The organism is Bacillus sp. AK128, assembly GCF_053903075.1.
This window is the reverse complement of the sequence record NZ_CP096379.1, coordinates 2564763-2578570: the sequence shown is the minus strand read 5'-3', so window position 1 is coordinate 2578570 and position 13808 is coordinate 2564763. Positions and strand designations below refer to the sequence as shown.

At 36.6% G+C, this 13808-nt stretch carries 12 protein-coding genes; 8 read left to right on the top strand and 4 right to left on the bottom strand.

Annotated features, from left to right (window positions below; genetic code table 11):
* Positions 1-115: 115 nt before the first annotated feature.
* Positions 116-1474: an RNA-guided endonuclease TnpB family protein gene (locus M1D60_RS12805; protein WP_456275263.1), complete on the bottom strand. Its 1359-nt coding sequence runs from the start codon at positions 1472-1474 to the stop codon at positions 116-118.
* Between the two features lie 212 nt (positions 1475-1686).
* On the opposite strand from M1D60_RS12805, the gene M1D60_RS12800 reads away from it, so the two are divergent.
* Together M1D60_RS12800 and M1D60_RS12795 are read left to right on the top strand one after the other, a co-directional pair.
* Positions 1687-2016, top strand: coding sequence for a hypothetical protein (locus M1D60_RS12800; protein WP_456275262.1), 330 nt, complete (start codon positions 1687-1689; stop codon positions 2014-2016).
* 128 nt (positions 2017-2144) lie between these two features.
* Entirely contained in the window at positions 2145-3296 is a 1152-nt protein-coding gene (locus tag M1D60_RS12795; protein WP_456275261.1) for a lactate 2-monooxygenase, read from the top strand.
* Positions 3297-3575: 279 nt separating this feature from the next.
* Here the strand turns inward: M1D60_RS12795 and M1D60_RS12790 are convergent, their stop codons facing one another.
* The gene (locus tag M1D60_RS12790; RefSeq protein ID WP_456275260.1) at positions 3576-4529 is read right to left on the bottom strand and encodes a bile acid:sodium symporter family protein; all 954 of its coding nucleotides are present in this window, start codon (positions 4527-4529) and stop codon (positions 3576-3578) included.
* A gap of 128 nt (positions 4530-4657) precedes the next feature.
* Here M1D60_RS12790 and M1D60_RS12785 point away from each other — a divergent pair, with 128 nt between their 5' ends.
* From M1D60_RS12785 to M1D60_RS12760, 6 genes are all read left to right on the top strand, one after another.
* Positions 4658-5986, top strand: a complete 1329-nt coding sequence (locus tag M1D60_RS12785; protein ID WP_456275259.1) for a multi antimicrobial extrusion protein MatE — start codon at positions 4658-4660, stop codon at positions 5984-5986.
* Positions 5987-6117: 131 nt separating this feature from the next.
* Positions 6118-6930 (top strand): enoyl-CoA hydratase/isomerase family protein, encoded by an 813-nt coding sequence (locus M1D60_RS12780; RefSeq protein WP_456275258.1) that lies wholly within the window; start codon positions 6118-6120, stop codon positions 6928-6930.
* 219 nt (positions 6931-7149) lie between these two features.
* Positions 7150-8301, top strand: a complete 1152-nt coding sequence (locus M1D60_RS12775; RefSeq protein WP_456275257.1) for an acyl-CoA dehydrogenase family protein — start codon at positions 7150-7152, stop codon at positions 8299-8301.
* Positions 8298-9368, top strand: a complete 1071-nt coding sequence (locus M1D60_RS12770) for an acyl-CoA dehydrogenase family protein (protein ID WP_456275256.1) — start codon at positions 8298-8300, stop codon at positions 9366-9368. Before M1D60_RS12775 ends, M1D60_RS12770 begins: the two co-directional genes overlap by 4 nt.
* 154 nt (positions 9369-9522) lie before the next feature.
* Complete coding sequence (locus tag M1D60_RS12765) at positions 9523-10977, top strand: ATP-binding protein (protein WP_456275255.1); 1455 nt, start codon at positions 9523-9525, stop codon at positions 10975-10977.
* 203 nt (positions 10978-11180) lie between these two features.
* Positions 11181-12029, top strand: a complete 849-nt coding sequence (locus M1D60_RS12760) for a M55 family metallopeptidase (RefSeq protein ID WP_456275254.1) — start codon at positions 11181-11183, stop codon at positions 12027-12029.
* A gap of 91 nt (positions 12030-12120) precedes the next feature.
* Here M1D60_RS12760 and M1D60_RS12755 read toward each other — a convergent pair whose 3' ends face one another.
* Positions 12121-13050 carry an ornithine cyclodeaminase family protein gene (locus M1D60_RS12755; protein ID WP_456275253.1) on the bottom strand — a complete coding sequence of 310 codons (930 nt, stop codon included), beginning with the start codon at positions 13048-13050 and terminating at the stop codon, positions 12121-12123.
* 17 nt (positions 13051-13067) lie between these two features.
* Positions 13068-13640 (bottom strand): YdcF family protein, encoded by a 573-nt coding sequence (locus M1D60_RS12750; RefSeq protein WP_456275252.1) that lies wholly within the window; start codon positions 13638-13640, stop codon positions 13068-13070.
* Positions 13641-13808: the final 168 nt, after the last annotated feature.

Here is a 13808-nt window from a genome sequence, read left to right as displayed (position 1 = left end):
GGAGTTAGTAGAATGAAAGATATACAGCAGTTTTTAATGACCTGTGAACCTCTCCAACTAAATCAGAGATTTTGATGGAGCATCCCTTATCTTAGATACAGTACAACCCAAGCAATTAAGCCACCTTCGGTGCCTTTAGTGCCTGAATAAGACTAATTAATGAAGACAAGGTTTGAGATGTTCTTTTTGCCAAAACAGGAACTTTTGCCTGCAAGGACAACCATTTCTTTTCAGAAATGGATTTTTGGTAAGCTCGTATAAAATACCGAGCTCCTATATTGTAACTAGCCGATAGGTCAGCATGATACACCTTGCCTGTACTGAATACAGCAAGGTCTTTTTTATGGTTACGTTCTACTTCACCAGAACCGTCATAGGCCAAAGCACTCGTATTTCGTGCAGTGACTCTAGAAATCCGCATTCCTACGTAGTGAGCCATTTCCTCTACTTTGTTTTGAATCGCCGTTTTACGCCAATACCTTAATTTGAAACGAAGTCTCTTGGCTCCCCAAAACCCTTTAGGTACTCTCATTTTATTGAGGTACTCAAAAACAATGACATTACAATTGTTCTCCTTTGCAAACTCCACAATCGCATGAGAGGTGTGATTGATGATGTGTTTTTGTAATCCATTAATTTGTCGCCAGTAGTTAGGGGCAGCAACCCACCCTGAGATACATTGCACTTTACGTAATTTGTTCGTCATTCGATACAAACGGTCTTTTTCCATTGGTTGATTAATAAACTTCCGATCCAAGACAGTTCCATTTGCATCCATCACAGAACAAACCGCAGAGTTTGTGATCCCCAGGTCAACCGCACATACTTTTTGTTCATCTATGGGTGTTTTCGATAACTCTACCTTATGAGTATATGTGATATTCAGAAAGTACTTTTTGCCAACCTTAACAAGTTTTGGATTATGTTCCTTCCAATCCCATACATCACGCTTATAGTGATCTTGTTCTTTAAATTGAATATCTACCCAAACCCAATCATTATCATGAAACACCTTGATTTGAGCAGTTGAATCACTCGTTTTATTGAACATATTATCCTTATAAAACACAGGAAACTCTTTATGTTCCAACTGTAAGATAGGTGTTTTCTTTTTAAATTTCTTCCCTTCGGAAAGAACTATTTCTTTTTCGGCTTCCCAATTTCGATAGTTCGAACGATAACTTTTTACTTTCCCGAAAGCAGCAGCAATCGCACTTCTTCTAAAGTAAGAAGGAAACTTATAAAATCTTTCATTAAATTCTTTGTGTTTTGGAAGAGGGTTTGATTTCGTGATATGTATGAGCTTCTCGACAGCAGGTACAACAGACTTAGTGGAGATGTTATTTACATCATCAAACTCTTTATCTATCACATTTATAATAAAGCCTAACGCTTCATTATAAATTTTTACCGTAGCATCGAAGATTCTAGATTGATTTTTTATTTTATGGCGCAATGTTTTAGAAACTTTCACAACCAAACCCCCCCTCACCGGAACACATGTTCTATGTTGGAGTGTACCATATGTGAAATTAGTTGTAAATCATTAGAGGCACTGGCGGAGCAACAATTGACGTGGTTAAGAAATACATTGAAGAACAAGGAAATTAAGACCTTAGCGCCTAACCCCCACTAAATCAAAGATTTTGAAGGGGAATGCGGTGCTAATTTTTTGTTCAAAAAGATATGAATTGGGAAATTTCTGAAGAAAATTATAAAGAGACAAGAGACTCTTTATTAAATAATTATATGTTACTAACTACAGAGGTTAGTGAACTAGCTGAAGAATTTCGTGCTATGTTTAATGTAGTTTATAAAAACAAGGATGAGCAAGGCGAAGAACTGGCTTTTAAGGAAGCAAAAGAATTACATAAAGAAAACGTTGGGAAAGAAATAGTAGATTGTATTGCCTATCTTGTTAAGTTTGCTAATTATTTTGAGGTGGATCTTGAGGAAACGTTGTATCAGAAGATGGATGAGGTTAGGAATCGGGTTAATAAGGATCAGCGGATGTAGACTAATCATTAAAAATATGTACAGTTTTTGTAGAAGTTTAGAATATTCTAACAATAGTTTGACCTATTCTTTTGTAAGCGCTTATAATTTAAAGTGGAATAAATTTACATAGGGAGAAGGTAAATAAAATGACGTATGGAAATCAAGTCCAACTGAAGGTATATCAACAACTTGAGGAAAATATCATTCCAGTTACTTATGAAGAATTAGAAGCGAAGGCAAAGGCTCATTTAAATAAGGAGCCGTTTTATTATGTTGCAGCTTCTGCTGGAGCAGAGGTAACAGCAAGGAATAATAACCGAGCGTTTGAGAACTGGCAAATCGTCCCTAGAATGCTATGTGATACGTCAAAAAGAGATTTGAGTGTAGAGTTATACGGGAAAAAGTATAAGTATCCGATACTTTGTGCACCTGTTGGGGTTCAATCGATTATCCATCCTGATGGTGAACTAGGTAGTGCGCGTGCAGCAGAAGCAATGGAGGTTCCTTTTGTTGCGAGTACGGCTTCGACCTATAGCTTAGAAAAGCTTGCAGAAGAAAGTCCGAATGGAGATAAATGGTTCCAGCTGTATTGGAGCAGTGATCGAGAAATTGCTGCAAGTATGGTGAAAAGAGCAGAGTTGGCAGGTTATAGTGCGATTGTTATTACATTAGATACCCCTATGATGGCATGGCGAGAAAAGGATATTGAACATAAATATCTGCCATTTTTACAGGGGGAGGGGATTGGGAACTATTTAGAGGATCCAGTGTTTTGTTCAAGATTAGAACACTCTCCTAAGGAAGATATGACTTCAGCTATAATGCTTTGGGCAAAGATATTTGGAAACCCTGCTCTGACTTGGAAGGACTTAGAATATATTCGCATGCAAACCAATCTTCCCATTTTACTAAAAGGAATTCTACATCCTGACGATGCTAAACTTGCCTTAGAGCATGGAGTAGATGGAATCATCGTTAGCAATCATGGAGGAAGACAGGTTGATGGGGCAATTACTAGTATTGAAGCATTACCTGAAATTTGTAATGTGATCCAGGAGCAAATTCCGGTATTACTAGATAGTGGAATTAGAAGAGGTTCAGATATTGTAAAAGCATTAGCTTTAGGTGCGAAAGCTGTGTTAGTTGGACGACCTTATATGTATGGTTTAGCTCTTGCTGGCGAAGAGGGAGTAAAGCAAGTACTCCGAAACTTAATTGCAGATTTTGATTTAACATTGGCATTGTCTGGAAAATCGAGTGTTGCAGAACTGAATAAGGATCTACTTAGAAAAGTATAGTCACGAATGCGGTTTGAAAAAGTTCTTATTGATACTAAATTTGGGGATTTCGGAATTACTCTATTTTTTCGTGAAAATAGTTTCCTAAAAGCTGGAATAAATCTTAAAAGGTGTGGAATTATCAGAAAAAACGTGGAATTCTTTATAAATACATAAATTTTATCTATGAAATTCTCTAACTCTCTTAATCTATTAGCTTAGTAGAGCAGCTTTAAACAAAATTAATGATAAATCTATGTAAAAAGGTCCACCTTTCATCTAAAGGTGGACCTTTCCACATTAAATGACCTCTTTCAAAGGTTTTGCTACTATATTTCTAGCAAAATAATTGGCCATAAATGCTCCAATTGATAAATTAAAAATCAAGTTTAAAATGGGAGCGATAACGCCTAAATCACCTATAAATTGGTAAGCTAAAATGGCGGCAAGTGCTGTATTACACAAGCTTACCTGAAAGAGAGCGGCACGACAATCCGCTTCCTCCATTTTCAATTTCCTACAGATAAAATAAGCTACAATCATTGGTAGCACTACCTGTATTATAGTTGCGACAACTACAGTTGGTAATAATGATAGTTCATTTGAAATGGCAGTTTTACCGCTCCCGACAATAGTATGGATCACCATTAGAAGAGCAAATGAAGATCCTATTTTTGTTACATCTTTAGAATGAGCCACTAATTTCGGAGCAAGCTTTTGGGTGATCATTCCACATATAAGTGGGAGTAGTACAATGACTAAAAAGGATTGCAGTAAAACCCAAAAAGAAATGGTTACCTCTTGATTGGATAAAGTCATCATCGAGAGGGGAGTAATAATAGGGCTTATGGCAACATCTAAAAGCGAAGCCGCTACCACTAAGGAGGCATTTCCGCTAGCTAAGAATGTGTAAACTGTTGCGGCTGTTGCACTTGGTACGGTTCCTGCAAGGATTAATCCTGCAGCAATTCCTGGGTGTTTAGTAAAAAAAATCAAGGATAGGGCAATCGATAATAAAACGGTAAAGGTCCATTTTAATAATAAAATGATGGCAAGTTCCTTCTTCTTATTGCCAATTTGTTTTAAAGAATCAATATCTATTGATAATCCCGTAAAGTAAATCACGGTACCAAGTAGCATGCTTGGGACCCACGCAGAGACGTCCCAGTAATATGGAGAGAAGTAAGTACCAACCGCTACCAATAAAATAAAAACAGGTAATCTTTTAGATAAAAAGCTTGCTAAATTGTTCATTTAAAGTACCTCATGATTTCCAGTAGGTTATTAGTAATATTATAAAATTTTCCTTGTGATATGAACACACTTTCTATAAAATGGAGAATATAAATTTCGGATTACGAAACAAAAGGTGGTAAAAACAGATGGGAATAACAACAAAACAAGACGACCTTACCCTTAGAACCTTATTATTTTTCTTTATTCCACTTGGTGTATCAGCGAGTCTCGTTACCCTTTCGCATATTATAATAAATAGTACTTTAGCTAGAGCCATAGATTCAGAGGTTGTTATTGCAAGTTATGCAATTGCCATGAGCCTATTTGGGATTACGGAACGGCTTGCTGTTATTCTAAGGCAAACCTGTACTACCTTAGTGCGCGACCAAGAATCCTTTAAAAAGATGACTACTTTTGCCGTTTATATTATTTTGAGTTTGTTAGCAGTTTCTTTAATCATTGCCTATACATCTATTGGTGATTTTGTGTTTTCGACGATATTTGGGGCACAGGCTGGTATGGTGGAACAGATTAAGGGAATCTATCAAGTACTTATATTTGTAACAATCTTCTCAGGTCTTCGTTGTTTAGCACAGGGTATTATCATTTTTAATCGCCAAACAAAGTGGCTGACAATTGGTATGATGATACGATTAACTGCGATGTATGCCTTATCCATTTACTTCATTCAAACAGGTAATATTTCTGGTAAAACAGGTGCAGTCGTGTTCTTAGTGGGGATGATCATCGAGTGTGTTGTGAGTTTGATTGAGGCTAAATCACTGGCACGTAAAATGCCTACTACAAGTTCAATTGACAAGATCAAGTCCAAGTCTGAAATCTTTAGGTTCTATAGTCCACTTATGCTTTCGTCTATAATTACCGTATTAATTGGTCCGATTACCAACATTTTTCTAGGCAAAACAGGTGATATTGCATTAGCGATAGCAAGCTTTACGATTGCCTTAAGTATTACTCATTTATTTTTAAGCTTTTTCTCTTATACACACCAAATTGTCATTAATTTTTATAAAAACCATGAAGAGAAGGTTAAGAGGTTTACATTAATGATTAGTTTCATTCCTTTATTTCTACTGAGTTTATTTTGTTATACAGGATTGGGCCGATTTATGATGGAGCATTTCATGGGTGTAACAGGACGGCTTCTTGATGCAAGTCTTCAAACTCTACAAATCTTTTTAATTATGGCCCTTGTGTTTCCATTTGTTGACTTTTTTAACGGACTATTAATGATTCAAAAACAAACAAAAGTGACGATCATCTCTCAATCTGCCAATCTAGTTATGACTACGATCATACTCATAATTGGAGTTTCCTTTGCCTCTGAATGGAATGGTTTAATTGGAGCTTTTGCTGTTTCGATCGGTTTATTAATAGAATTAGTAGTAGTAGCTTTTATTGTTAACAGGACAAAAAAGAATAAGCTCGTCTTAAGGAAATCCCTTGGTTTTTAGTAATCAGGGATTTTTTATGTTTTTCAGGACAGGTCTTGCATATATATTTTTAGAGGAATATACGATTCAGTAGAGAAATAGTTAATAGTCAGAAGATTAGAAATATAAAATGAAAATAAGAGGTGGATAGAATGACAACAATAAATCACATTGTGTTGGAAAAAAGGAATGATGGGATTGCCGTCTTAACGCTAAATAGACCTGATTCTTTAAATTCATTTAGCCATAACATGATTCAAGGCTGGTACGAAGCTTTGCAAGAATTCAAGAATGACAAAAATATGAAGGTGTTAATTGTTACTGCTACTGGTAAAGCTTTTTCAGCTGGTGGAGATATTAAAGCATTATCAAAGGGTGAGGGATTCATTGGCGAGCCTGAGGAAGATTTATGGAGTGATGCGGTGAAAAGAAAGTCCGCACTTTGGGATAATATCCAAAAAATCCCCTTATTATTAGAGGAAATTGACAAACCCGTAATTGCGTGTATGAATGGTGATGCAATTGGTGCAGGACTTGACATGGCATTAATGTGTGATCTCCGTTTTTGTTCGGAATCTGCAAGGTTAGGTGAAGGATATATCCATTTAGGTCTTGTACCTGGTGACGGAGGAAGCTATTTTTTACCAAAGATTGTAGGGGAACCCAAGGCTCTAGAGCTTTTATGGACAGGTGAAAGAATTAAAGCAAATGAAGCAAAACAAATCGGTATGGTCGATTATGTATATCCAGCAGATCAGGTATTAGATAAAACGCTACAATTCGCTCAAGTCTTGTGTTCAAAACCGCAAAATGCATTACGGATGATTAAAAGATTAGTAAAGAACCACGATAAACTAAGCTTACGAACTCATCTTGATATGGTGTCTTCTCATATGGCTGTTGTAACAGATACACATGAATACATGACATTACTAGAAGAGATGAAAACAAAAAGTAAAAAATAGACTGTAATGTAAGCGCTCTCTAGTGCCGTTTATTTTTAAGGAAACTTCTATGCTAGTGACTTATCAAGGTTAAAGTCACGAAACAACTAGAAGAAATTTTACAAGTATACCACCTGTGCTCAGGAACAAAGGATTATCCTAATCATCCCAATATATTGTTAAAATAATTGGTTAAAGTAAAGAGCTGTTATAAAAAAATAAGTATAGGGAGGAAAGAGCTTGAAACAGTTAAAGCTTCCAAGCATTAATTTACCGGAATCTGCATTAGCACTTCAGCAAGAGGTAAGAGAATTCTTAATAAAGGAAAAAGAATTAGGAAATTTCGATCCTAAATGTGACTCGTGGCTAGGAGGCTACTCAGCTGAATTTAGCCGCAAAATTGGTGAAAGAGGCTGGCTTGGATTAACTTGGCCGAAGGAATATGGTGGACATGAACGATCTGCCTTAGAAAGATTTGTCGTTACAGAAGAGCTTTTAGCAAGTGGAGCACCAGTTGCTGCTCATTGGTTTGCTGACCGTCAAACTGGGCCGCTCCTATTAAAATATGGAACTGAAGAACAAAGACAGAAAATTCTTCCTGGCATTGCTAAAGGAGAAATATACTTTGCGATTGGATTGAGTGAACCAAATTCAGGGTCAGACCTTGCCTCTGTGTCTACCCGAGCAAAGAAGGTTGGTGATAAATGGTTACTAAACGGCACTAAGATTTGGTCTAGTGGTGCACATCATTGTCATTACATGATTACACTTTGTCGTACAGAGGCGTTAGGAGAGAAAAAGCATGAAGGCTTAAGTCAAATCTTACTCGATCTACATGCACCAGGTGTTACGATTCGTCCTATTCATTTAATGACAGGCGAACACCATTTCAATGAAATCATCATGGAGGATGTGGAGATTACTGAAGATATGATCATTGGTGAAGAGGGGCAAGGGTGGAAGCAGAGTCTGGCTGAGCTAGCCTATGAACGTAGTGGTCCGGAGAGAATTATGAGTACATATCCATTACTAGCTGAATTAGTAAAACGACTTGCAAATTCTACTTCCGACCATGCAAAGATAGAAGTTGGTCGGTTAGTTGCTAGATTATGGACTTTGCGACAAATGTCATTAGGGGTAGCGGGATTATTAGAAAAGGGAACCACACCAGAAGTAGCAGCAGCCCTTGTGAAGGATTTAGGAACAGAGTATGAGAACGAGGTAATTAAGGTTGCTCGGTTGCTAATTCAAAGCCAACCTTCCGTTTCCTCAGGTTCTTCATTTGATACATTATTAGCTCAAGCAATACTTCACTCGCCTGGGTTTACCTTACGAGGTGGAACGACAGAAATTTTACGTGGAATTATCGCTAGGGGGTTAGGAGTACGATGAGTGAAATTCGATCCATGCTAGAAGATACAGTTGGAAAATTACTAAAGGACCATTGTTCGAAAGAATTGATTACAGAAGCGGAAAAAGGGACGTTCCCAAAATCCTTATGGAAAAAACTAGATGAACTAGGTGTGACAATGGTTGGTGTTGACGAAGAACAAGGAGGTGCTGGTGGTGATCTTGGAGATTTCCTGTCACTTTTAAAAATTGCCGGCTATTATGCAGCACCAATACCAATAGCTGAACACATACTTGCTAATAGATTTTTATCTACAGCAGGGTTACCTGTAACTCCTAAAATAGCTACATTCTCTCAGGCAATAATGAAGGATGTTATAACCTTTACGGAGGACGGAGAGACTTGGCGGGTTTCTGGAAGAGCAAGCTTTGTTCCATGGGCAAGAAATTCAGATTTTGTTGTAGTTGTAGGGAAGACTGTAGAAGAGGCTCTGTTACTTACAAGCCTTCGGTTATCAGACTGTGAGGTTAAAGAAAAGAATAGCCTAGCTGGAGAACCAAGGGATGAAGTCGTATTTTCTAATCTTAGGGTTGCTAAGGAATCAGTAACAAAGATTGAATTAGAACAGGTAGAGAAGCTTCTTTATATGGCAACTTTATCACGTGTTCTACTAATGACTGGTGCATTAGAAAGAATATTAGAATTAACCGTAACCTATTCAAAAGAACGAATCCAATTTGGAAGACCTATTAGTAAATTTCAAGCGATTCAGCAGCAGTTAGCTATTTTAGCTGGAGAAACAACAGCATCTATGGCCGTTGCTGATTATATCGTCAATAGGGTAGATGACAACATAAATATAGATGAAGTGGCTATGGCTAAAATTCAACTTGGAGATGCAACAGAAGTGGTAACGCGAATTGCCCATCAAGTTCATGCCGCTATGGGCTTTACGGATGAACATCCTCTTCATCAAAGCACAAGACGAGTTTGGTCATGGAGGGAAGAATTTGGCAACGAAACAACCTGGGCTTACGCACTTGGTGAAAAAGTATTGGCCACAAAATCCGATCAGTTATGGACATATATTACAAGTGGAAATTGTTAAAGAAGGACGTAAAATAAAGTTATGGCATAATACTGATCTTCACTTGCCATGTTCACTGTATAATCAGCCTATTAAAATTTTAAAATGATATATAGCAAATATTTACATAGTTAAATATAATAAAGGTAAATCCAAAAAATACTGAGGTATACTCATGATCATTAGTAGACTACTAGAAAATAAAACAATCAATTTTAAAACTCTAGTCAATTATTTAGAGGATATGGTTTTTGTTATAAAAGTGGAAGAAAATGAGGGATACCGTTGTATTGAAGTGAATCATGCCTACCTTAAAGGAACGGGTATGAAGAAGTCACAACTCATCAATAAACGTATTGATGAGATTGTAACGCCAGCAGAATCTGTTGAAATTTTCAAGAGGTATAGCGGAGCAATTTCATCTAAAAGCTCGTTAACCTATGAAGAAACTTTAACACTTAATGGTGTGATGATTACTTTTGAAACGACCATCGTCCCAGTTTTTGAGGATGATGAACGTTGTCATCATATCATCGGTATTGCTCGAGATATTAGTGCAAGAAAAAATTACCAGGTAGAGATTCTCCAAACAAAAGAAAAGTTTCAAAAAGTGATCCATCACCAACAAGGTTTAATATTTAGTATAGAAAAACAGGGACTTGATTACGTTTATACACTCTTTGACGGCCAGCTTATTAACGAGTTTGATAATCTTCCAGAGCAAGTTGTTGGAAAAAGACCTCAGGATATCATGGACTTAAGTATTGCAGTTGGAGTAATAGAAAAGTATCATCATTGTTGGGAAATGAAAGAGAAAGTAGTGTTTGAAGAAAGAGAACGGAATGACTTAGTCTTATTAACTGTTATAAATCCCGTTGTAGTAAAGGGTCAAACAGTTAGTATAATTGGTTCTACCATTGATATAAGTGAAAAAAGAAAAGCAGAAGAAGCACTAGTGAAGAAAGAAAAGCTTTCCTTATTAGGGGAACTATCAGCTGGGATTGGCCATGAAATCAGAAATCCCCTTACGACTATTAAAGGCTTTCTAAAGATGATGAAAGAAGATCCCATTCATATTAAGCCTGAGTTTATTGATGTCATTAACGCGGAAGTAGAAAGTATTGATCGAATCGCCGGAGAGTTGATGATGCTAGCTAAACCCCAAGCTTTCCAAACAAATAAATTTAATATCGTTTCAGTATTAAAAGATGTCATATTTTTAATGGAATCACAGGCATTTACACAAGGAGTCACCCTTGAATTAGAGCCAACTAATTCTTCATTCTACATAAATGGCGATCAAAATCAAATTAAACAAGTATTCTTGAACTTAGTTAAAAATTCTATAGAGGCCATGGAATCAAATTTAAAAGGTAAAGTCCAAATAAGCTGTTACCAAACCGATTCAGAAGTGATAATTAAAGTTATGGATGAAGGCTGTGGTATTTCAAATGAGAAGATTAAGACAATTGGAGAACCCTTCTATACAACGAAAACTAAAGGGAATGGATTGGGTTTGATGATTACCCAGCGAATTATTAGAAATCATCATGGCTCTCTTAACTGTGAAAGTGAGCTGGGAAAAGGAACAACCTTTACGATCTCATTACCGTCTATCCATAAGGAATAAAAAATATAGCAGATTCCTGCGTAAGCCAAACACATTTATTATATAATGTTTGGCTTTTTTTGTTAGAAAGAATATGATAAGTACTCCGCTACTCTATAATCTCATAATAAGGGAACCTTTCTTGCAGGAATCCTAAAATCCTTCTATTATTAAACTAAGTACATATTAGATTAGATAAATTACCCGAAAAAGGAGACTTATATATGAAACTTTTTATTTCAGCCGATATTGAAGGTATTTCTGGTGTAGCGACTGGTCAACAACTAAAAACTCCAAGTGAATATCAACGCTTTCGAAAGCTAATGACTCAAGATGTGAATGCAGCGATTGAAGGTGCATTTAATGGAGGTGCAACAGAAGTAGTTGTGGCAGATGGACATGGAAATATGTCCAATATATTTATTGAGGATCTTGACCAAAGAGCAACTTTAGTCCAAGGAAGTAACCGCGTCATGTGCCAGTTAGAAGGATTAGATGATAGCTTTGATGGAATCCTGTTTGTTGGACATCATGGACGTGAAGGTGGGTCAGAAAGAACGGTTATTAGTCATACTTTAGCTGGAATTTGTGTGAATGAGATGAGAATCAACGGTAAAGTAGTCGGCGAAACAGAAATGAATGCAATGGTTGCGGGACAGTTTAACGTGCCTACCATTTTCATCTCTGGTGATGATGCTTATGTTTCAGAAGTAAAGGAGACCATTCCGGACGTTGAAGCAGCTGTCGTAAAAAGGGGAATCGATCGTTTTTCTGCAGAATTGCTTCACCCTAAAAAAGCGCAGCAGCTAATAAAAGAAAATGTAGAAGTAGCAGTAAAAAGGATTGAACAGTTTAAACCATTAACAGTAGAAGGTCCCATCACATTTGAAATCCAATTCAAAGGTCCAAATCAAGCTTTAATGACAACAACAATTCCATCGGTAACCTTACTAGATCCAAAGACCATAACATTTACATGTGAAGACATGGTAACTGCATACAAACATATGTGGGGATGTGTCATTATTGCCATGACTGCAACCAATGGTGTTTTGGGGAATGTAAACGCATAGACTTAGGATTTAGATAGAAAGCACGTGTGGAAATCTATCATAAACCTAAAATCCATTACAGAGAGAGCCTCATAAAGGCTCCTTTTTGCATTTACTGACTCTGCTCATAAATGAATTTTACAGTTAACAAATCAAAGAGTGACATTCCAACAGATTTAAAAATAGTATAAGAGTTTTTGGAAGGCTGTTTTGATTTATTATTAATCAAGTCATCTAGAGTCAGAACCTGTAGCTGCTCCTTTTGAAGCTCCTGTGCCTTAAGCATATCTCCCGATTCAACTAATGCGGTTTTAGTATCAACGTAAATAGGGTTTATATTTTTTAATAGGCTATTAGGTAATTCCTGCATAGAAGGCTTGAACGAGCCTACAGCTACAAATAACTTATTTTCAAACGATACCGGGGATAATTCGGAAATCACAGGACTAGAGGAAGTAGTAGTTGTTACAACGATGTCTGATGATAAAACTAGTTCTTCAACGTTAGTAGCTACGAAGACACTTAAATGTGGGTAAACATTTTGAACACGTTCCTGAAAACTATGTAGGGATGACTTGCTTCTATTATACAAATAAACCTTTTTAATATCTCGTACAGTTAAAGATGCCTCAAGATGACTCCAACCCTGAATGCCTGTTCCGATAATTCCAATTGAATCTGCTGTTTTACTGGAAAGGTGCTTCATCCCCAATCCGCCAATTGCTCCTGTTCTGATACCAGTAACAGCACTTCCATCATAAAAGACTAGTGGTTCAAGTGTATGACGATCATGCAGAATAACAGTACCATGAATAGAAGGTTTATTTAATTCCTTGTTTCGAGGTGCAACTCCTACAAGTTTAATAGCGTAATAGTCAGGATCGAATGCAGGCATAATTAGTATTGTATTATCCTTGTCATCTATATGAAGGCGATCTGGAATATTGACTTCTTTTTTATTTAGATAAAAACGTTCTAATTCATCAATCAAACCTTTCATAGAGATAATGGATCGAATTTCCTTTTCATTAAAATACTTCATATTAAACACTCCTTAGCTTATCGATCAACCATTAATGTTTTTAGCACGGCTGCATATTCTCGAATCCAGAGTTTTGGTTTTACAACCCATGGTGTCTTGGCAGGAAGTGTATATATCTGTTCATAGCCCAGTCTATTTGCAATAATTGTAGAACGATATAAATGAAAATCACTGCTTACGATGATCACTTGTTTAGTTGAATCCAGTAATTCTTTAGAAAACGATAGGTTCTCAAAGGTGGTGGTTGATTGATCCTCAGTTAGGATCCGTTGCTCTTCTATGCCCTCATTTAGTAGGTACCTTTTCATAGCCTCAGCTTCTGTTATACTTTCACCAGGACCTTGACCACCTGAGACGACAACTTGAGTTGTAGGATTTTCCTTTAGATATTGGGTTGCGATCAATACTCGATAATGTAGTGCGAGAGACATCTCCTCACCATTAATTTTTGCTCCAAGTACTACTAAATAATCTGCATCTTTGGGCGGTATTTGCTTTGCAGTTGCGGAAATCTGGTAATGAACAACTAAAATATAGATTATTGTAAGAAAGAGGAAAGAACAAATTAGTAAACGAAGCTTTCTATTCATTAGAGTTTGTTTCTACCTCCCTTATACATCTTTTAATAATTATAAACTTAATTTTGCAAAAATGTAATAAGTTGTAATATAGTAAATGCATAGTACTTACACCAAAAAAGTGTAAAGGGGGAGTATGTTAAAAAATGAAATCGTTTTCATAAATAAAGGGGGTTATTG

Coding starts and splice junctions, on each gene's coding strand:
- M1D60_RS12800 (WP_456275262.1), top strand. CDS start 1,687: ATGAATTGGGAAATTTCTGAAGAAAATTATAAAGAGACAAGAGACTCT.
- M1D60_RS12770 (WP_456275256.1), top strand. CDS start 8,298: ATGAGTGAAATTCGATCCATGCTAGAAGATACAGTTGGAAAATTACTA.
- M1D60_RS12750 (WP_456275252.1), bottom strand. CDS start 13,640: ATGAATAGAAAGCTTCGTTTACTAATTTGTTCTTTCCTCTTTCTTACA.
- M1D60_RS12785 (WP_456275259.1), top strand. CDS start 4,658: ATGGGAATAACAACAAAACAAGACGACCTTACCCTTAGAACCTTATTA.
- M1D60_RS12790 (WP_456275260.1), bottom strand. CDS start 4,529: ATGAACAATTTAGCAAGCTTTTTATCTAAAAGATTACCTGTTTTTATT.
- M1D60_RS12755 (WP_456275253.1), bottom strand. CDS start 13,050: ATGAAGTATTTTAATGAAAAGGAAATTCGATCCATTATCTCTATGAAA.
- M1D60_RS12780 (WP_456275258.1), top strand. CDS start 6,118: ATGACAACAATAAATCACATTGTGTTGGAAAAAAGGAATGATGGGATT.
- M1D60_RS12760 (WP_456275254.1), top strand. CDS start 11,181: ATGAAACTTTTTATTTCAGCCGATATTGAAGGTATTTCTGGTGTAGCG.
- M1D60_RS12765 (WP_456275255.1), top strand. CDS start 9,523: ATGATCATTAGTAGACTACTAGAAAATAAAACAATCAATTTTAAAACT.
- M1D60_RS12795 (WP_456275261.1), top strand. CDS start 2,145: ATGACGTATGGAAATCAAGTCCAACTGAAGGTATATCAACAACTTGAG.